Source organism: Bradyrhizobium sp. ORS 375, assembly GCF_000239775.1.
Classification (GTDB): domain Bacteria; phylum Pseudomonadota; class Alphaproteobacteria; order Rhizobiales; family Xanthobacteraceae; genus Bradyrhizobium.
This window is the reverse complement of record NZ_CAFI01000454.1, coordinates 16,427-34,514: the sequence shown is the minus strand read 5'-3', so window position 1 is coordinate 34,514 and position 18,088 is coordinate 16,427. Positions and strand designations below refer to the sequence as shown.

General features: G+C 65.4%; 24 protein-coding genes, 1 tRNA gene and 1 pseudogene. 13 read left to right on the top strand and 13 right to left on the bottom strand.

Going from position 1 to position 18,088, the window contains the following annotated elements:
- Positions 1 to 221, bottom strand: a pseudogene (locus BRAO375_RS39070) (elongation factor P); the annotation flags it as partial.
- Positions 222 to 260: 39 nt separating this feature from the next.
- Here BRAO375_RS39070 and epmA point away from each other — a divergent pair.
- The 3 genes from epmA to BRAO375_RS30690 are packed head-to-tail and all read left to right on the top strand — an operon-like array spanning position 261 to position 2,698.
- Positions 261 to 1,319, top strand: a complete 1,059-nt coding sequence (gene epmA / locus BRAO375_RS30700) for an EF-P lysine aminoacylase EpmA (protein ID WP_009031317.1) — start codon at positions 261 to 263, stop codon at positions 1,317 to 1,319.
- On the top strand, positions 1,316 to 2,410 hold the full coding sequence (locus BRAO375_RS30695; RefSeq protein ID WP_009031316.1) for a lysine-2,3-aminomutase-like protein: 1,095 nt from the start codon (positions 1,316 to 1,318) through the stop codon (positions 2,408 to 2,410). The genes epmA and BRAO375_RS30695 overlap by 4 nt, the downstream gene beginning before the upstream one ends.
- 36 nt (positions 2,411 to 2,446) lie before the next feature.
- The gene (locus BRAO375_RS30690; protein ID WP_009031315.1) at positions 2,447 to 2,698 is read left to right on the top strand and encodes a hypothetical protein; all 252 of its coding nucleotides are present in this window, start codon (positions 2,447 to 2,449) and stop codon (positions 2,696 to 2,698) included.
- A gap of 63 nt (positions 2,699 to 2,761) precedes the next feature.
- On the opposite strand, the gene BRAO375_RS30685 is transcribed toward BRAO375_RS30690, so the two are convergent.
- The 4 genes from BRAO375_RS30685 to BRAO375_RS30670 form a co-directional block, all read right to left on the bottom strand.
- Positions 2,762 to 3,847: a 3-deoxy-7-phosphoheptulonate synthase gene (locus BRAO375_RS30685; protein ID WP_009031314.1), complete on the bottom strand. Its 1,086-nt coding sequence runs from the start codon at positions 3,845 to 3,847 to the stop codon at positions 2,762 to 2,764.
- Positions 3,848 to 4,090: 243 nt separating this feature from the next.
- Positions 4,091 to 4,678: an HdeD family acid-resistance protein gene (locus BRAO375_RS30680; protein ID WP_009031313.1), complete on the bottom strand. Its 588-nt coding sequence runs from the start codon at positions 4,676 to 4,678 to the stop codon at positions 4,091 to 4,093.
- A 129-nt stretch (positions 4,679 to 4,807) separates the two neighbouring features.
- Positions 4,808 to 5,836, bottom strand: coding sequence for a PrsW family intramembrane metalloprotease (locus BRAO375_RS30675; protein WP_009031312.1), 1,029 nt, complete (start codon positions 5,834 to 5,836; stop codon positions 4,808 to 4,810).
- A gap of 191 nt (positions 5,837 to 6,027) precedes the next feature.
- Positions 6,028 to 6,261, bottom strand: a complete 234-nt coding sequence (locus BRAO375_RS30670) for a hypothetical protein (protein WP_009031311.1) — start codon at positions 6,259 to 6,261, stop codon at positions 6,028 to 6,030.
- A gap of 351 nt (positions 6,262 to 6,612) precedes the next feature.
- Here BRAO375_RS30670 and BRAO375_RS30665 point away from each other — a divergent pair, with 351 nt between their 5' ends.
- The 4 genes from BRAO375_RS30665 (at position 6,613) to BRAO375_RS30650 (ending at position 10,211) form a co-directional block, all read left to right on the top strand.
- On the top strand, positions 6,613 to 7,761 hold the full coding sequence (locus BRAO375_RS30665) for a PLP-dependent cysteine synthase family protein (protein WP_009031310.1): 1,149 nt from the start codon (positions 6,613 to 6,615) through the stop codon (positions 7,759 to 7,761).
- Positions 7,762 to 7,937: 176 nt separating this feature from the next.
- Positions 7,938 to 9,167, top strand: coding sequence for a 5-aminolevulinate synthase (gene hemA / locus BRAO375_RS30660; RefSeq protein WP_009031309.1), 1,230 nt, complete (start codon positions 7,938 to 7,940; stop codon positions 9,165 to 9,167).
- 136 nt (positions 9,168 to 9,303) lie between these two features.
- Entirely contained in the window at positions 9,304 to 9,882 is a 579-nt protein-coding gene (locus tag BRAO375_RS30655) for a hemerythrin domain-containing protein (protein WP_009031308.1), read from the top strand.
- Between the two features lie 116 nt (positions 9,883 to 9,998).
- Positions 9,999 to 10,211 (top strand): hypothetical protein, encoded by a 213-nt coding sequence (locus tag BRAO375_RS30650; protein ID WP_009031307.1) that lies wholly within the window; start codon positions 9,999 to 10,001, stop codon positions 10,209 to 10,211.
- A 315-nt stretch (positions 10,212 to 10,526) separates the two neighbouring features.
- Here the strand turns inward: BRAO375_RS30650 and BRAO375_RS30645 are convergent, their stop codons facing one another.
- Positions 10,527 to 11,279: a hypothetical protein gene (locus BRAO375_RS30645; protein ID WP_009031306.1), complete on the bottom strand. Its 753-nt coding sequence runs from the start codon at positions 11,277 to 11,279 to the stop codon at positions 10,527 to 10,529.
- Between the two features lie 206 nt (positions 11,280 to 11,485).
- On the opposite strand from BRAO375_RS30645, the gene BRAO375_RS30640 reads away from it, so the two are divergent.
- Complete coding sequence (locus BRAO375_RS30640) at positions 11,486 to 11,818, top strand: monooxygenase system ferredoxin subunit (RefSeq protein ID WP_009031305.1); 333 nt, start codon at positions 11,486 to 11,488, stop codon at positions 11,816 to 11,818.
- Positions 11,819 to 12,036: 218 nt separating this feature from the next.
- A tRNA-Glu gene (locus BRAO375_RS30635) sits at positions 12,037 to 12,111 on the top strand.
- 23 nt (positions 12,112 to 12,134) lie between these two features.
- Here BRAO375_RS30635 and BRAO375_RS30630 read toward each other — a convergent pair.
- From BRAO375_RS30630 to BRAO375_RS38260, 4 genes are all read right to left on the bottom strand, one after another.
- Complete coding sequence (locus BRAO375_RS30630) at positions 12,135 to 12,422, bottom strand: phage integrase (protein WP_009031304.1); 288 nt, start codon at positions 12,420 to 12,422, stop codon at positions 12,135 to 12,137.
- Between the two features lie 12 nt (positions 12,423 to 12,434).
- Positions 12,435 to 13,319, bottom strand: a complete 885-nt coding sequence (locus tag BRAO375_RS37765; protein WP_139031511.1) for a hypothetical protein — start codon at positions 13,317 to 13,319, stop codon at positions 12,435 to 12,437.
- A 113-nt stretch (positions 13,320 to 13,432) separates the two neighbouring features.
- Positions 13,433 to 13,768, bottom strand: a complete 336-nt coding sequence (locus BRAO375_RS30625; protein ID WP_009031302.1) for a tyrosine-type recombinase/integrase — start codon at positions 13,766 to 13,768, stop codon at positions 13,433 to 13,435.
- 6 nt (positions 13,769 to 13,774) lie between these two features.
- Positions 13,775 to 13,924 (bottom strand): hypothetical protein, encoded by a 150-nt coding sequence (locus BRAO375_RS38260; protein WP_009031301.1) that lies wholly within the window; start codon positions 13,922 to 13,924, stop codon positions 13,775 to 13,777.
- A gap of 272 nt (positions 13,925 to 14,196) precedes the next feature.
- Here BRAO375_RS38260 and BRAO375_RS30620 point away from each other — a divergent pair, with 272 nt between their 5' ends.
- Entirely contained in the window at positions 14,197 to 14,454 is a 258-nt protein-coding gene (locus tag BRAO375_RS30620) for a PilZ domain-containing protein (protein ID WP_035643139.1), read from the top strand.
- A 47-nt stretch (positions 14,455 to 14,501) separates the two neighbouring features.
- Positions 14,502 to 14,774, top strand: coding sequence for a porin (locus BRAO375_RS36715; RefSeq protein WP_083842572.1), 273 nt, complete (start codon positions 14,502 to 14,504; stop codon positions 14,772 to 14,774).
- 4 nt (positions 14,775 to 14,778) lie between these two features.
- Here the strand turns inward: BRAO375_RS36715 and BRAO375_RS30615 are convergent, their stop codons facing one another.
- Positions 14,779 to 15,420 (bottom strand): glutathione S-transferase family protein, encoded by a 642-nt coding sequence (locus tag BRAO375_RS30615; RefSeq protein ID WP_009031299.1) that lies wholly within the window; start codon positions 15,418 to 15,420, stop codon positions 14,779 to 14,781.
- Positions 15,421 to 15,728: 308 nt separating this feature from the next.
- Complete coding sequence (locus BRAO375_RS30610; RefSeq protein WP_009031298.1) at positions 15,729 to 16,181, bottom strand: VOC family protein; 453 nt, start codon at positions 16,179 to 16,181, stop codon at positions 15,729 to 15,731.
- Between the two features lie 568 nt (positions 16,182 to 16,749).
- Between BRAO375_RS30610 and BRAO375_RS30605 the strand changes: the two genes are divergently transcribed.
- Positions 16,750 to 17,052, top strand: coding sequence for an HU family DNA-binding protein (locus tag BRAO375_RS30605; RefSeq protein ID WP_006614754.1), 303 nt, complete (start codon positions 16,750 to 16,752; stop codon positions 17,050 to 17,052).
- A 464-nt stretch (positions 17,053 to 17,516) separates the two neighbouring features.
- Here BRAO375_RS30605 and BRAO375_RS38920 read toward each other — a convergent pair whose 3' ends face one another.
- Positions 17,517 to 17,648 (bottom strand): hypothetical protein, encoded by a 132-nt coding sequence (locus tag BRAO375_RS38920; protein WP_283806106.1) that lies wholly within the window; start codon positions 17,646 to 17,648, stop codon positions 17,517 to 17,519.
- Positions 17,649 to 17,782: 134 nt separating this feature from the next.
- Between BRAO375_RS38920 and BRAO375_RS30600 the strand changes: the two genes are divergently transcribed.
- Positions 17,783 to 18,064 carry a hypothetical protein gene (locus BRAO375_RS30600; RefSeq protein ID WP_009031297.1) on the top strand — a complete coding sequence of 94 codons (282 nt, stop codon included), beginning with the start codon at positions 17,783 to 17,785 and terminating at the stop codon, positions 18,062 to 18,064.
- The last annotated feature ends 24 nt before the right edge of the window (positions 18,065 to 18,088 follow it).

The window sequence follows — 18,088 nt, the reverse complement described above, 5'->3', positions numbered from 1 at the left end:
CTGATTCGGCGCATTTCGATCTGGCTGACCGGGGTGCCCTTGCCGGGATGGATGTTCTCGGCGCTGACGACAACGTAGAGCTTGCCGTCTTGCTCAATGACGTTACCCTTGCGAATAGAGCTGGCGATGACTTTCAAAGCTGTTTTTCCTGATCTTGGGGCCCGGCAACGGGCAGAGCCGGGCGGCGGTCGGACGCCGGGTGCGGTTTCGGGGCGCAACATACTGATTTTGTCCGAGCTTGCCAGCCTTTTGGCGATCGCATGATGCGCCAGGGACCGTCCCCGTCGCCCTGGTGGTCGCCGCAGCGGCACGCCGATGTCAGGCCGTTCCTGCAGGCGCGGGCGGCCATCACGCGCGCCTTGCGGGCCTGGTTCGAGGAGCAGGGGTTTACCGAGGTCGAGACCGGCATCCTGCAGGTCTCGCCGGGCAACGAGACCCATCTGCACGCGCCGGCGACCGCGCTGACGGCGGCCGACGGGGGGCGGCATCAGCGGTATCTCAGAACCTCTCCGGAATTCGCCTGCAAGAAGCTGCTGGCGGCCGGGGAGCGGCGGATCTTCGAGTTTGCCCGGGTATTCCGCGACCGCGAACGCGGCGACCTGCACCTGCCCGAATTCACCATGCTGGAGTGGTACCGGGCGGAGGCCTCGTACGATGCCATCATGGCCGACACCGTGGTGGTGATTGCCCATGCCGCCCAGGCCACCGGCATCCGGCAGTTCGGCTTCCGCGGCCGCACCGCCGATCCCTATGCCGAGCCCGAGCTGCTGACCGTCGCCGGCGCCTTCGACCGCCACGCCGGGATCGACCTGCTGGCGACGATCCGCGACGGGGTCGGGGACCGCGATGCGCTGGCGGCAGCCGGGCAGGGCAAGGTCCGGATCGGCGACGACGACACCTGGTCGGACCTGTTCAGCAAGCTGCTGGTCGAGCATGTCGAGCCGCAACTCGGCAACGGCCGGGTGACCGTGCTGTATGAATATCCGACGCCGGAGGCGGCGCTCGCGCGGGTGGCGGCGGCCGACCCGCGCGTGGCCGAGCGGTTCGAGGTCTATGCCTGCGGCGTCGAGCTCGCCAACGGCTTCGGCGAGCTGACGGATGCCGCCGAGCAGCGGAGGCGCTTCGATCTGGAGATGGCGGAGAAGCAGCGGCGATACGGCGAGCGCTATCCGCTCGACGAGGATTTCCTTGCCGCCGTGGCCGCGATGCCGCAGGCGAGCGGCGTCGCGCTCGGCTTCGACCGGCTGGTCATGCTGGCGGCCGGCGCGGTCAGGATCGATCAGGTGGTGTGGACGCCGCCGGCAGGTGAGCAGCGATGAACCGGATCGAACGGCCCACGACCCTGCGCAGCGCCGACGATCTCGTCGCGCAGGGCCTTGTCGATTCCGCCGAGAGGCCCGTCCTGGATCGCGTCGCGGCGCGCTACGCTGTGGCGGTAACGACGCATCTCGCCGACCTCATCGACAGCGACGATCCCGATGATCCGATCGCGCGCCAGTTCGTGCCCTCGGCGGACGAACTGGTCGCGGCGCCGGGCGAGCGCGGCGATCCCATCGGCGACGAGGCGCATGCGCCGGTGCCGGGCATCGTGCACCGCTATCCGGACCGTGTGCTGCTCAAGCTCGTGCATGTCTGCGCGGTGTATTGCCGCTTCTGCTTCCGCCGCGAGATGGTCGGGCCGGGCAAGGACAATGCGCTGTCCGAGGACGCCTATCGCACGGCGATCGACTACATCCGCGCGCATGGCGAGATCTGGGAGGTGATCCTCACCGGTGGCGATCCGCTGATGCTGTCACCGCGCCGGTTGAAGGAGATCGTGGCCGATCTCGCCGCGATCGATCACGTCAGGATCATCCGCCTCCACACCCGGCTGCCGGTCGCCGATCCCGCCCGCATCACGCCGGCGCTGGTGGATGCGCTGAAGGTCGCGGGCGCGGCGACCTGGGTCGCGCTGCATGCCAACCATCCGCGCGAGCTCAGCCCCGAGGTGCGCGCCGCCTGCGCGCGGCTGGTCGACGCCGGCATTCCGCTGGTCAGCCAGTCGGTGCTGCTGCGCGGCGTCAATGACGACGCGGCGACGCTGGAGGCGTTGATGCGCGCCTTCGTCGAGACCCGCATCAAGCCGTATTACCTGCACCATGGCGACCTCGCGCCGGGCACCGCGCACCTGCGCACGACGCTGGCGGAAGGACAGGCGCTGATTCGGGCGCTGCGCGGGCGGGTGTCCGGCCTGTGCCAGCCCGACTACGTGCTCGACATTCCCGGTGGCTACGGCAAGGCCCCGGTCGGGCCGCAATACATCACTGCCGAGGATTCTGTTGCGCAGGATCATGCCGCAGCTCCGCAAAGGCGCTATCGTGTGGTTGACTATTGCGGCGAGGCGCACCTCTATCCGCCCGCTGGGGAATGAAGTGATCGGCTGATTCCGCTGACACGGAGGAGCAACATGAAGACACCTGCGATGAAGACGCTTGCGATCGCGATGGGGCTCCTGATCCTGGCGGCCGATGGCGCTGTGCTCGCGCAGGGCAGCAGCATGAGCGGCGATTCCACGACGCAGGGCGCCAAGAAGCGGCGTCAGCCGCGGCCGAGCGATCTGCCGAAGGCCGAGCAGGCCGACGAGAGCTCGATGGGCAACATGAGCAAGGAAGATCGCGAGCTCGATCGCAAGATCAAGAGCATCTGCCGAGGCTGCTGAGCGTCAGCTGCGCAGGCCATCGGCGGCGCGCACGAGGCGCGCCGCTCTGCTCTTTGCAGATCCTTAAGCCGAGCGCTCGCGCAGGGAGTCGCGACGCTTCGCCCGCCGCGCAGCAACCGCGTCGGCCAGCTGCTCCAGCACCTCCGCCGTCGTCTCCCAGCCGATGCAGCCGTCGGTGATGCTCTGGCCGTAGGTCAGCGGCACGCCCGGCTTGACGTCCTGCCGGCCGGCGACGAGATGGCTCTCGATCATCACGCCCATGATGCGGTCCTCGCCATTCGCCAGCTGGCCGGCGATGTCGGCGGCGACCAGCGGCTGGTTCTCCGGCTTCTTGCTCGAATTGGCGTGGCTGGTGTCGATCATCAGCCGCGCCGGCAGGCCGGCCTTGACCAGCTCGGCCGAGGCCTGCTCGACATGGGCGGCGTCGTAGTTCGGGCCAGAGCCGCCGCGCAGGATGATGTGGCAGTCCTCGTTGCCGGTGGTCGCCGCGATGCCGGAGCGGCCGCCCTTGGTGACCGCCATGAAGTGGTGCGGATGCGCGGCCGATTTCACCGCGTCGGCGGCGATGCGGATGTTGCCGTCGGTGCCGTTCTTGAAGCCGACCGGACACGACAGGCCGGAGGCAAGCTCGCGGTGAATCTGGCTCTCCGTGGTACGCGCGCCGATCGCGGCCCAGGCGACGAGGTCCGCGATGTATTGCGGCGTCGTCATGTCGAGGAATTCGCAGCCCGCGGGCAGGCCGAGATTGTTGACCGCCGAGAGAACGTTGCGCGCCAGCCGCAGGCCCTTGTTGATGTCGAAGGAGTTGTCGAGATCGGGATCGTTGATCAGGCCCTTCCAGCCGACGGTGGTGCGCGGCTTCTCGAAATAGACGCGCATCACGATTTCCAGCCGGTCGGCGAGGCGCTCCCGCAGGGTGGCGAGCCGCCCGGCGTAGTCGAGCGCCGCCTTGGGATCATGAATGGAGCAGGGACCGACGATGACCAGCAGGCGGTCGTCGCTGCCGGTCAGGATCGCGTGGATGGCGTTGCGCGCGGCCATCACCACGCGGGTGGCGGTGAGGGTGCGCGGAATCTCGCCCATCACCTCCACGGGCAGGCTCAATTCCTTGATTTCCTTGATGCGAAGATCGTCTGTCGTACTCAGCACGGCGGGCTCCTGTGTCACGTGAAGGGCACCTGCCGGCAATAAAAAAGCCGCCAGGTCTGGCGGCTTGTTCGGATATCTTGCTGCAATGTGTCAGATTGAGCGCGATCCTCCCGCCGCCAGCGAGCTGTCGTAGCTAAAGTACCAATAATAGCTGGTGGCGGCGTTGATCATGAAAGTCGTATAGCGGCCGCGCCGCCCCTTGTCATCCCAAAAATCGAAACTCTGCCGCCCGAGCTCCGGGGCTCAGGCGTTGCGCGCCGCGAGCGCCATGCCGATCATCGACACGCCGCCAAACAAGAGATTGATCCCGACCAACAGGCCGATCGCCCATGCGGCCGTGCCCGGCAGGCCGGAAATGATGATGCCGGCGATGGCGATGTCGACGAGTCCTGAGATGGCGAGCCAGGACCAGCGGCCGGACAATTCGCGCCGGTGCTCCAGCGCATACATGATCGTGGCGACGCCCTCGGCGAGGAAATAGACGCCGATCACGACGGTCAGGGTCAGCGTGCCCTGGACCGGCTGCGCCACCAGGATGATTCCGGCGATGATGGCGAGCGCCGCCGACAGCAGCGACCACCAAAAGCCGGGCATGCCGCGCGCCCAGAAGGTCAGCGCGAGCCCCGCGATCCCCGAGATCAGGAACATCCAGCCAAGGAAGATCGTGACCGCAAGGCTCGCCAGGGGCGTGAGGACCATGGCGAGCAGGCCGAGCACCGCGAGCAGGACGCCCTCGATCAGGAAGGCCTTCCAATGGGCGCGCACGGCCGCGCTCATCTGCGACCTCATGCGCTCGAGCTCGGGCGGAATCGTATCCTGGGGAAGGGTCATCGATCAGTACTCCGGGCATGGTCGCGCGCCGAACGCTGCGCCTGCCTGCCAAAGCACATGGTGTGGAACCACGGCCCGGACAAGCGCATGAGGCGCGTTTCGTTGCAATGGCGGCGTTGCGGCCCTGCCTCAGGCCGTGGTCCGCATGCGGTTACGGCCGAAAACATAGATCGTCGTTGTGACAATCAGCAGGGCCACCCCGAGAAGAATCGCGGTAAGCCCCAGGGGAACCAGAACGCCGGCAATGTTGCGGTCGGGGTTGAGCAGCCAGTGCCGGACCGAGGTCAGCACGAAACCGAGGCCGACGAAGCCGGCAGCGCCGCCGAGCAGCAGCAAGGCCCACATCCGCCGCAGCTGGCTCAGCCGGTCCCGTGCCACCTGGGTGCGCGGCGTGTGATGATGCGCAACCCGGCGCACCAGCCGCACGGCGAGCCCGATCGAGGAGAAGCCGATCAAGACGCTCACGGCGCCAAGCCAGAGCCGCGAGGTCGGATCGAGGTGGGACGCGCGTTGCAGCAGCAGCAGCGGGTAATCGAACGCCGCATGCAGCATCACCGGCGCGGCCAGCACCAGCGCCCAGCTCGACATCCGCGCCCAGTCGCGATTGTGCCGGTTGGCGCCGAGCGCCGTCGAGGTGCGGGCGATCGCCAGATAAGCCCCGGCGATGATGCCGAGCGCGCCGTGGAATGGGACGGTGAGCACGCTGCGCAGGATCGCTAGCGAGCGCCACATCTCGGCATGCTGGACGAGATAGGCGAGGTTCTCGTAAGCGGCGAAGCCGAGCCCCACCGCGGCGCCGTAGAACACCGTGTCCATGGCATTGCCGACCTGGCGGCGCCGCGACCACAGGGCCGCGATCACCGCAACCTTCGCGATCTCTTCCGGCAGGGCGACGCTGAACAGCGCCCGGACCGCCTGTGCGATCCACGGATTGTCGATCGCCAGGCCGACGTTCTGGAACGGGGCCCTGATGATGCCGAGCAGCAGCACGCTGGCGGCCCCGAGCAGGAAAGCGCTCCAGATCTTGAGCGGTGGACCGGAATTGTCACCGGCGGCGACCACCAGCCACAGGATCAGCAGCGCAGGCGCGATCGCCGCGGTTCCGACCACGGTCGCCAGCGCTTCCAGCAGGTTTATTTGCGATGGCAGGTAGGCCATGGTCTCCGATCATCGAATGCGGCTGGTCGAACCAGCCGTCACCTCCCGCGCGAGGCCTGGATTGAGACTGGTTCGCAGCCGCGGAGCAGGACTTACATGTCGGCAAAAACGGCCGTTCATCAAGGCGTCAATCGCGCAAAATCCCACGCCGCCGCTGTGACATGCCGATCAGAAGCTCTGGGCCAGTTCGCTCAGCGAATCCGGGAGCTTCTCGACGAGGCGCCGTCGCCGTCACGCGTCGGCTGCCGCGGCTCCGCTGGCGTCCAGACGTCGGTCCGTCCCGGCGCCGGCGCCTGGGCGGTGGTTGGCGTCTCGACGCAGCTCAGCCGCGGCGTGGGATCGGCGACGCGCCGACATTCCAGGCCCTCGGCATAAGCGGCTTGGCTCACGGCCAGCGTCGCGAGCACGAACGCAAGAACTCTCATGATGCCCCTCGTCTGCGGCGAGGCGCGGCTCGTGATGGCAACCGCCGAGCCTCAGCCTCGCCCTCAAGCCTCAACTCAATTCACGCCTCGGCGCGTTCTGGTCGCGCCACCAATGCCTGCCATAGTTCGCCGTGAAAGTGTGCAAATGTTTGGCCAATCTCGCCGAGATTCAAATTTCCTGGTCCAGATCTAGGTGCGAATGCGGCGCATTGCTCGCAGCACGGGAGCGCCTTGTTACCCGCCAGCGCAAATGTGGGAAGGAGCGCTGGGGTGTTCGCCGGGCGATTGCTGCATGGGAGCAGGGCGGCAAGCGGGCTTGATGTGACTCGGCGATCATGATCCGTAAGCGCGATGAACCCGCCGACCTTCTTCCGCCCGGATGAGTCCCGCCCGCCGCGCTATCGCCGCGGCTGGGTGGACGACGCCGTCGCCGCCATCGAGGCCGACCAGTGCCGGACGGCTGACACGCACCTGATCCGGCTGATCGTCCCCGCGCTCGCCGGCATCGACATCTATCTGAAGGATGAGTCGACGCACCCGACCGGCAGCCTGAAGCATCGGCTGGCACGCTCGCTGTTTCTGTATGCGCTGTGCAACGGCCATATCCGCGAGGGCACCCCGGTGGTCGAGGCCTCTTCGGGGTCGACAGCGGTGTCGGAGGCCTATTTCGCGCAGATGATCGGCGTGCCGTTCTACGCGGTCATGCCGCGCACGACTTCGGCCGAGAAGATCGCGGCCATCACCCATTACGGCGGCAACTGCCACCTGATCGATGACGGCCGGTTTCTCTATGCGGAGGCGGCTGCGCTCGCCGCGCGGCTCGGCGGCCACTACATGGACCAGTTCACCTTCGCCGAGCGCGCCACCGATTGGCGCGGCAACAACAACATTGCCGAGTCGATCTTCACCCAGCTGCAGGGCGAGCGCTGCCCGATCCCGGACTGGATCGTGATGGGCGCGGGCACCGGCGGCACCTCGGCGACGATGGGCCGCTATCTGCGCTACCGTTGCTATCCGACTCGGCTCTGCGTCGCGGATGTCGAGCACTCGGCTTTCTTCGACGCCTTCTGCAAGGGTGACAGCGCCCAGACCTGCGACCGCCCCTCACTGATCGAAGGCGTCGGCCGTCCCCGCTGCGAGCCGTCCTTCGTGCCTGGCGTGGTCGACCGGATGATGAAAGTGCCGGATGCCGCCTCGATCGCGGCGATGAATGTCCTGACCCGGCGGCTGCGCCGGCCGGTCGGCGGTTCGACCGGCACCAATTTCCTGGCGCTGTGCCGGCTCGCGGCCGAGATGCGGCAGGGCGGCGTGGCCGGCTCGCTGGTCACGCTGATCTGCGATTCCGGCGAGCGCTATCGCCAGACTTATTACGAGCCGCAATGGCTGGCGGCGTGCGCCCTCGACCCTACGCCCTATGAAGCGGCGCTGACCGCCTTCCTGGACAGCGGCGCCCCGCTGCAGCTCGACATCGCCGACGCGGGACAGCCACAGGGACGATAGCGAGGCCGGTTCTCGGCCTCAGCCGTGGCAGGCCGAATACCCGGAACCACGCGCAGTCCCTGATCTGGATCAACGAACGGCTCGCAGAACTGGGCTTTTGTCCGACCCGAGGCCGAGATGATGGGCTCACCGGCCGCTTCGTGCCGGGGCCGCCGGGCAGGGGAAGGACGATCAGGATGAACTACGACAGCTATTTCGACCGTGCCCTCGACCAGCTGCATCAGGAGCGCCGTTACCGCGTGTTCGCCGACCTTGAGCGCCGCGCCGGCCGCTTTCCGCACGCGATCTGGCATTCCCCCGAGGGTCCGAAGGACGTGGTGATCTGGTGCTCCAACGACTATCTCGGCATGGGCCAGCACCCGAAGGTGATCGGCGCCATGGTCGACGTCGCTGCGCGCATGGGCACCGGCGCCGGCGGCACCCGCAACATTGCCGGCACTAACCATCCGCTGGTCGAGCTGGAGCGCGAGCTCGCCGATCTTCACGGCAAGCAGGCGGCGCTGGTGTTCACCTCCGGCTACGTCTCCAATGAGACCGGCATCTCGACGATCGCCAAGCTGCTGCCGAACTGCCTGCTGCTGTCGGACGCGCTGAACCATAATTCGATGATCGAGGGCGTCCGCAAGGCCGGCACCGAGAAGCAGGTGTGGCGGCACAACGACCTCGCGCACCTCGAGGAGCTGCTGCGTGCCGCCGATCCGGACCGGCCCAAGCTGATCGTCTGTGAGAGCCTGTATTCGATGGACGGCGATGTCGCGCCCTTGCATCGGATCTGCGATCTCGCCGACCGCTATGGCGCGCTGACTTACGTCGACGAGGTCCATGCCGTCGGCATGTACGGCCCGCGCGGCGGCGGCATTGCCGAGCGTGACGGCGCGATGGCCCGCATCGACATCCTGGAAGGCACTCTGGCCAAGGCGTTCGGCTGCCTCGGCGGCTACATCGCCGCCAATGCCAACCTGATCGATGCCGTCCGGTCCTATGCGCCGGGCTTCATCTTCACCACGGCGCTGCCGCCGCCGGTCTGCGCCGCCGCGACTGCGGCGATCCGGCATTTGAAGACCTCGCAATGGGAGCGCGACCGCCACCAGGACCGGGCGGCCCGGCTCAAGGCCGTGCTGAACGCGTCGGGCCTGCCGGTCATGCCCTCGGACACCCACATCGTGCCGGTGCATGTCGGCGATCCCGAGAAGTGCAAGACGGCTTCAGACCTGCTGCTGTCGGAGCACGGCATCTACATCCAGCCGATCAACTATCCGACGGTGCCGCGCGGCCTGGAGCGGCTGCGCATCACTCCCTCACCCTACCACGATGATCGCCTGATCGATGCGCTGGCCGAGGCGCTGGTCGACGTCTGGGACAGGCTGGGGCTGGCGCGCGCGCCGCAGGCGCTCGCCGCTGAGTGAATTGTCCGGCCGATTTGTCACGCCGGCCTGTCAACTTTGATCTGCCGCAATGCCGCCCGCGCTCGCGCGGGCGTACTCTTTCGCCAACGGGGAACATGCCGGTTCGGCAGGGCCCGGCCGGCGCAAAGAGGCTGCCATGGCAAAGATCATCGAGGCGCTGCTGCAGGAGCACGAGAATCTCGAGAGGCTTCTTTCCGTGCTCGAGCACGAGCTGGAGCTGTTCGATCACAATCGGCGGCCCGACTACGACATCCTGCAAAGCATCATCGCCTATTTCGAGGACTATCCGCAGCGCTGTCATCATCCCAAGGAGGAGATGATCTTCGGCAAGCTGCGCGCGCGCGATCCGGCGGCGGCCGCGACCTATGGCGATGTCGACGACGAGCACGAGACCGAGGCGCAGCGGCTGCGCGGTTTTGCCGATGCGGTCAATGCCGTCCTGTCGGACCAGGAGATCCTGCGCGAGAGCTTCCACGCCGCCGTGCACCAGTTCATCGACAGTCAGCGCGAGCATCTGCGCAAGGAGGAGACGCTGCTGTTTCCGGCCGCCTTGCGGGCGCTGCAGCCGGAGGACTGGGCCGACATCGATGCCCGCATGTCCGACCGCAAGGACCCACTGTTCGACGGCGAGGTCGCCGAGAAATTCCACAATCTCGAGCGGACGATCCTGCGCTGGGAGCAGGAGGCGGAGCAGGCGCGCGCCGCGGCGAGCTGAGAGACACTGTGTCTCACGGCGCTTTGTCTCACGGGCGCTTTGTCTCAATTGCGCCTGAAATCCAGAGGGCTATAGTTCCCGATCATGGGGGCAGGCACTCTTTCACGGAGTTGGCTATGACCGCGTTGACTACAGGGATCGAGCCGGTCCGAACCAAGTCGGCTGGCCGCGTCGCCGGCCGGAACAGTCCGGCGCAGGCGCCGATGTCGCAGCAGAACACGTTCGGCTGCCATGGCTATGATATCCATCCGCAGGAGTTCGTGCGTCTGTCAGGCTGCCAGGAGCTGAAGCTTCGTCGCGAGAAGAAGCGCGCCTTGGTGTTGAGCTGAGCCCTGAGGTGACGGTGCACTGAGCCGACGGGACGTCGCACGCGCGAACCCGATCGCGCAGCGTGCCCACGACCTGCGCTCCGGCCAGTGGTTCGTCCCGGCGCTCGCTTGCCGTGCATTGCTGCGCCGTTTGTCGCTCTGCTGCATGCACGTTAAGTGATCGTTAACCAAGTCGCGCGACCCTGTTCGCATACTCCCCCAGGAGTGCGACGGAACCGGACGGCCGGAGCCGGCAGTCGCGACAAGAGGCCGGCGGCGTAACGCCCGCCGGCCTTTTTGCGCCGGCAGGCCAGCGGACGGTCTCACGCTCGTCACTCAGTTGCGCCGAGCCAGCGAGCGCAGAAAGCCCTGGTATTCCTCGTTCAGCTCCATGTCGACCGCCGGCGCCAGCCGCAGCAGCACATTGGCGATGAACGCCTGATCGTTGCGCGGCTCCTCCAACACCTCGCGCAGCACCGGGACGTTGTCCTCGATGTGATGCAGGAAGGCGACGCCTTTCTCGGCCGTCTCGGTCCAGCGCGCCCGCGTCCATTTCGCCAGCGGGTACATGACCTCGTGAATGAAGTTGGATTTGCGCGCCTTCTCGAAGAAGCGCAGGCCCGCGCTCCAATTTTCCTTGGGACGCAGCGGCGGCGGTGGCAGGTCGCCTGCGAGCAGCTTCTTGCCGGCCTGACCGACAAAATCGTCCAGCGTTGTCGGCGCATCGATGGTGGTGCGGAAGTGCCAGAGCGCGAACGAGCCGGGAAAGTCCTGTCCCATCTGCTCGAGCAGGGCGGTCTCGACCTTGTCGACGGCGGCCTTGTCGCCCTTGAGCGCGGCCGTCATCGCAAACGCAAACAGGGCGTCGTTGCCGACCTCGTGCACGCCGCCGGTCTTGAGCTGCGCGGCCGACAAAGGCGGCGTCTTGCCGTCGGCCGGCGCCGTTGCCTCGCCGGCGCGCTGGGCCTTGATGAACGCGGTGATCTCGAGCCATCCCATCAGGTTGGCAATGAAGGCATCGGGATCGACATGGACGATGGCGAGGTTGAGCGGCTCCTTGCGTGTCCTCAACTCCGTCATGTCGGTCATGTCACACTCCATCGCGCAGCTCGCCGGCACGCTGGTGGCTCTGTCGCTTTCGCGACAAGAGCGACGCGTTCGACGATGTCTCTGCAGGGCGGGCAGCAAGAAGGGTGCCATCGTTTTGCGCGCAACGGGCGCGAGCGCCCGGAACGAGTCTTGCTCGACTCGATCGTTGGCGAAAATTGCATCACGAGCACGAGGAGGCACCGCGCATGTTCACCCGCGCCTGCAAGGCCGACACGATCGACGAAGGTGGCATGCGCCTGGTCATCGCCGATGCCCAGCTCATCATCCTCGCCTGGCCCGACAACGGTGAGCTCAAGGCGTTCCAGGGCGTGTGCCCGCATACCGCGGCGCCGATGGAGGAGGCGGGCTTCGACGGCCGACTGCTGAGCTGTCCGGTGCACAACTGGACCTGGGACGCGCTGACCGGACTGCCCGTGCACCCGTCGGAGAGTGCGCTGGCCGAGTACCCTGTGAAGGTCGAGGACGGGATCGTGTTGATCGACACCGACGGGATCTCGCCGCTGTTTGCGGCGCGTTGAGCATGGCCAGTCGCGGCCGGTAAATGCGGTCACGGGCGGCTTGCCCGGGCGGGCAAACGTCTCTATACGTTCGGCGCGCGCGGCACGGAATCATCTTCGATGGTTCAGCCGACCTCGCAGATCATGGTCGCAAGACACTGATTTGGTGATGGTTTTCAAAGAAGCGCGCAAACGGCGATGGCGCCGGGGCCTCGTGCCTCCGCGGTATCGTGCGTCGTGCTCCCTTCGTCTATCGGTTAGGACGCCACCCTTTCACGGTGGAGAGAGCGGTTCGATTCCGCTAGGGAGCGCCAGCACCCTGTTTTTGGCATTGAAATTACTCAGCTTTTTTCCTGTTTCCCCAAACTCGCAGGTTGGGTTTGGGGAATCCTGTTCGCTTTATGTTCTCGAGCTTGACCAGCGCGCGCTTGCCGCGGAGAAGGCGGTCGGCTTGGCGGGCGTAGCGTTCGGCCTCGGCGAGGGTCATGTGGCCGAGGGCGGCCATGATCTCGTCAGCTGTAGCGCCGGCATCTGCAAGCAGTTCGGCCGCCTTGCGCTTGCCGAGCGAGGGCAGTCCGGCGGCTGCGTCGCGCATGCAGCCGGAGAAGCCGTCGGCAGTGAGCACCTTTCATAGTGCTCAGGAGCGTCGACTAATTAGGTCAAGTCCTGGTCGGGCTAAGTTCTTTGAAGAGGATAAAGCATTGGCCTCGTATGAGATGAACGGCAGTCGAAGGCGGCGAGCTATATCGGTAGCCATCACATCAAATGACCGATAATCGTGCTCAGTTGGAGGGATCTTGAACGCCTCGGGTGCCGGCCAAATTATTGTTAAGCCGTAACGAGCTGCAAACTCCGCGGGATCTTCGGCTTCAGAGGGAAGTTGACTGCTGCGTAACACGATTTTTCCTGCAGCAATCGCGTTCGTGTGGGCGTTGTTTGGACCGTCGATCGGTTCTGGTCCATCCTTCGCAACAATCCGGTAACCAAATTGATTGGCCGCGCTTTGACGGTCCAGCCGCAGCTCGCTGTATCGGCCGATCATTATCGTCCAGCCAATCGGCGGTAGTCGATTTTCTCTGAAGTACGCGCGGTCGGACGGATTGATGCTCAAGGAGGCGGGATTGGTGAAGTCATGAATCATCGTGAAGAGTGTCGTCCAACGCGAGATCGCTAGCATCTCAGCGAGGCCAAGTGTCGGCCATCGTCCCAGAAACAGCGATTTAAGTGTCTGGGCCGCTGGTTCATGAACGCTCTCACGCATCCAGCCTTCGTTGCAGGCGCGGCAAACAACCTTTAGCTGACTCGCTACCAAGCCACCTTGGCGACGATTGAGTCTGCCGCTCTCGACTGAGTAAAGCCAGGTTGCCGGATCGAGATTCATCGTGTGGTGTTGAGTACGCAGCAGATGATCGGGAAAGTACCTAGCGAAACGTCGTCCCCAAAAATGCTCTTTGGTGACACCAGGGCTTCCGCAGAAAATACAGAGCATGCGCCCACGTGCGTATGGTGCCTTTTTCGTCATGTCTCCTATCTCCACCGGCTGCTCGATCAAAGCTCGAATTTCGTGGGTTCATAAGAAGCAACTTTCCTTCTGATCGAAAGTCTAGCTATCGTTCCAATTGGCCGGACTCGAGCTCAGCCGCAGCTCGCTGTCCAGCTCAAGTACAATTGCGGCAGGGCCGGATGATGTTGTCGCTTAGCGCTCGGGTCACTTCCTTCACTGACAAAGTCCGGCCTGGGCGATCTGTTCGCCTTGTGGTCTTCCAGCTTCAAGATAGCGCGCTTACCGCCGCGGCGGCGGTCGGCTTCGCGGGAGTAGTGCTCGGCCTCGGCGAGGGTCATGTGGCCGAGGGCGGCCATGATCTCGTGAGCGGTCGCGCCGGCATCGGCGAGCAGGCGGCCGAGCGTCTTGCGTAGCCCGTGCGGCCTGCAGTCGAGCGGCAGGCCGGCGGCCGTCATGGCGTCGCGCATCCGACGTCACGCCGCCCATTGAGATCGCCGGCCGGGATTGTTGTCCCAATAGAAATAGACCGAGGGCCGGCCGTCGGCGAAGCGCACCTCGAAGCTGCCGGTGTCCGGAATGCCCTTCGGGCTATGCGGGATGATGCGCACTTGATCGCCTTCCATGGATCCGGTCAACCGTTTGGGGAGCGTTTCCAGAAGCCTTTATAATTGAAGGCTGGAGCGCTTCCCCAAAAAGCGACCTAAGTATCTGATTTCGTTCAAATGCCGCTCTTCGCTAGGGAGCGCCATCCGCGCCGGTATTTTTCTCCTCAAGCACTGTTCGCGTCGCCGCACGGCGGCCGCCGCGTGTCGACCGGTCGCAGTCCGTCGTTGGTCCGATCAACTGTCCATTAGGGTCCTTGCCGTACTGCAGCGGGCGAGCAGGAGCAGGATTGATGGCCGCGACCAAGAAGCGGGAAGCCCGCAAGTCGATGAAGCAGCCGGCGTGGATCACGCTGGATGGCGGCTTCGCGGTGCGCCACTGCCTGGTCCAGGACATCTCCAGCGCCGGAGCCAAGCTGACCCTTGAGGACGCTGCGGCGCTGCCCGCCACGATCCGGCTCGCCTTCGCCCGCGACGCCCGCACCGGCCGGCTGTGCCAGGTGGTCTGGCGCCGCGGCGCTTCCGTTGGCGTCAAGTTCATCGGCAAGTAGCGCATCGCGCTGTCGCGTCCGTGCGACCGACGCGCTATCAAGCGCGGATGAGCAGGTCTTTCATTCTCGGCATCATCGCGTGGCTGGCCGCCGCAAGTCCGGCATCTGCTGGCTCGCCTGGATCGTCGCTCCTGATGTCACCGCCGGCGACACCGAAGGCCAGCGCCGGCAGCAAGCCGGCAGCATCGCGGCCCGCCGCGGTCACCGGCAATCCTTGCGGAGCCTACGGCGCCAGTTTCGTCCGCGTCGAGGGCACCGACACTTGCGTGAAGGTCGGCGGAGCCCTGAGCGTGGAGATGGGCACATCCGCCCGGCGCTGACGCCTCAAGACAGCGGCGGCGCGATGTGCCGGATGAAGGCCGGTCGCTGGGCGATGCGTTCGTACCAGCGCGTCAGGTTCGACAGCTCCGGCTTGGTCACGCCTTCCACCCCGAACCAGCGCCGCGCATAGGCGCCGAGCGCGATGTCGGCGAGCGTGAAGCTGTCCGCCTCGACATGGCTGCGTGTGGCGAGGTGCGCGTCGAGAATGCGCCACATCGCCGCGGCGTCGTCGGCGGCCTTCTGCAGCGCCGTCATGTCGCGCTGCCCAGGCGGCGTGCGCACGAGGCCCCAGAACAGCGGGCGCTCGATCGACTGCACCGTCGACAACGTCCAGTCGAGCCAGCGCTCGACGGCTGCGCGGTGTCGCGGCTGCGCAGGATAGAGCGGGGTGTCGCCGCCATAGGCGAGACAGAGATATCGCATGATCGCGTTGCTCTCCCACAGCACGAAGTCACCGTCGACCAGGGTCGGGATGCGGCCGTTCGGATTCATCGCGAGGTAATCGGCTTCGTTGTTGCGGCCGAACTGCATGCCGGCATCGATGCGCTCATACGTCAGGTCAAGCTCGGCCAGACACCACAGCACCTTCTGCACGTTGACCGAATTGGTGCGACCCCAGATCGTCAGTTTGGCTTTGTTGGACATGTCGTGCCTCCCCCATCACGCGATGCGTCGTGTTCTTGTTTGCACATGTTAACGCAAAAAGCCCCGCTTCTGGCGGGGCTTTTCGGTTGAACGCGTCGCGTAATCAGTCTCTTGTCGTCGTTCCCGGCGATCAGCGGCCGAAGAACAGCCACAGCAGAATGATCACCGGGATCGGCACGCCCAACAACCACAGCAAGATTCCTCGACCCATCTCGGCCTCCTCATATCCTCTCCGTCAATCGGAGCGACAACGCGAGGGTGGGCTTGATGTTCCGGCCGTGATGCAGGGGATGAGCGCCTTGCGACGCCTACCAATGTCCGGTGTTCGGCATCGACAGCCACGGCTCGGCGGGGGCCTTCGGCTCGCCCTTCTGCAACAGCTCGATCGAGTGCAGGTCGGGCGAGCGGACGAACGCCATGTTGCCGTCGCGCGGCGGCCGGTTGATGGTGACGCCGAGCTTCATCAGGCGGTCGCAGGTGGCGTAGATGTCGTCGACCTCGTAGGCGAGGTGGCCGAAGAAGCGATCCTCGCCGTATTTTTCCTCGTCCCAATTGTAGGTGAGCTCGACGAGCGGCGCGCCGCGGGTCGGCGGCAGGCTCTTCAGCAGGTGTTCATCTTCGGGTGCGCAGAGAAACACCAGGGTGAAGCGGCCCTTGTCGTTGTCGATCCGGCGCACCTCCTTGAGGCCGAGCGCATCGGAATAGAATTTCAGCGCGACGTCGAGATTGCGCACGCGCAGCATGGTGTGAAGATAACGCATCGTTTCTTGTCTCCCTGAGCTTCAAGCGGATGTTCAACGGCCGCCTGCGGATGCCGATCCATAGCAGCAATCCGCGTGCCTGCGCAGCACGCCTGAGCCTGCGGCGATGCGCGCTCGCGCGGATGTGTGGGGTCGCGCGACGATGCCTGCAGTCGGTTTGGACGCCGGCGAATCGCTGTTTTCAGCCGTGATTCGCAGCACGAATGAACCGGCCTGGTGCGTACGCATACGGGTTTTTCAGCGCTTTTTGCCGGTCATGTGCGGCCAAAATCACGCAGGAGCATCGAAAATGCCTGGAAATATAGGGGAAAATGAATCGCACGCTCCATTCGATCGGCATCGCAGCTTGACTTCTCCGCGCTCCGTTGGAATTTTGGCGCCGCTGTGGGTGCTTCGGGGCCCCTTGAAATGCAGGAGAATCCCGAAAATCGCGGGGTGTACCACCACCAGACGACTGAAGTCCCGGCTGTGCAATGCAGCCAGAAAACCCCGACCAGTCTGCGCAGCAATGCGCTGATAGCCGCGCAGTCGTCACGTCATTCATCGGTACCAATCATAAGGAGATACGATGGCTACCCAACTCTCGAAGTCGCAACTCATCGAGAAGATCGCGACCACCACCGAGCTGTCCAAGCGTGACGTCAAGAACGTCATGGAGACGCTCACGGACGTCGGCCACAAGGAGCTGAAGAAGAACGGCGTGTTCCTGGTGCCGGGCTTCGCCAAGTTCGTCGTCGTCAAGAAGCCGGCCGTCAAGGCGCGCAAGGGCACCAACCCCTTCACCGGCGAAGAGATGATGTTCAAGGCCAAGCCGGCCCGCAAGATCGTGCGCGCCCGCCCGGTCAAGGCCGCCAAGGACGCGGTCGCCTGATCCTGCTTCGGCAGTTTCGATGAGGCGCGAAGGCCCCCTGAAAAGGGGGCCTTTTCGTTTGTGGGTGCACGGTTGGGAAGCGGCGTCGCGCGGGCCCGCCTCCTGCGGGCGCCGAAACGACAGCAGCGCCAGCACGACGGAATATCTTCGTCGCGTGGCGCCACCCTCGATGACTGGGCCCTGAAATTCCCAGTACTGATGTGTCTGGGGCAGCCGCCCAAAGGTTCAAGCCGGCGTGCAACGATTTGGCGGCGGCCGAAGGAATATTCTGGACCGGGTCGCCGCGCTTGCCTGGAAGGGCTGCGCATTGCAGGGGACGTCGGGGCGGCGCTGGGGAAAAGCCTGGCTTGATTGCGCAGCAAGCCGCTGATCAGACGCTTGAAAGCCGGGGCGGCGAAGCTGTGGATATGCCGCGGATGGTCTGTGGAAAGAGCTAAAGGGCGCCGCCGATCGCCGCGCTGCCGTCAGGCCTCGGCCGCATCATCGCCGTGGACGTCGGCCGTCGCGTCAGCGCCGCCAGCGTGATGGCGGGATGCGATGACGACGAAGCCGCCATAGCCAATGATGTTGACCAGAAGTTCGAACCAGGATGCCATTGCCCGTCCCACCGAGACAATCCTGAACCAATGGCCCAGCGGTTGGTTCCCGCACGCCAGGCGGCGAGCAGTGCTGCAACCAATTCGCCGGGGTCTGCGTTGTTTGGACGCATCGGAATTGGAGGACAGCAACCATGAGAAAAACACTGGCAGCTCTGGCGACCGCAGGCGCCGTCGCCGCAACCGCGCTCGCTGCACCGGCCCCGGCTCAGGCGCGCGGCCTCGGACCCGGCCTCGCCTTCGGACTGGCGGCGGGCGCGCTGACAGCGGGCGCAATCGCGGCGTCGCATCCGTACTATTATGGTCCGGACTACGGCTACGCCTACGGCCCGCGTTACGTCTACGCACCGGGTCCGTATGCCTATTACGGTGGGCCCTACTATCACCGCTACCACCGCTGGCACCATCACTGGTAAGCGCCCGCGCCGGTGAGGCGATCG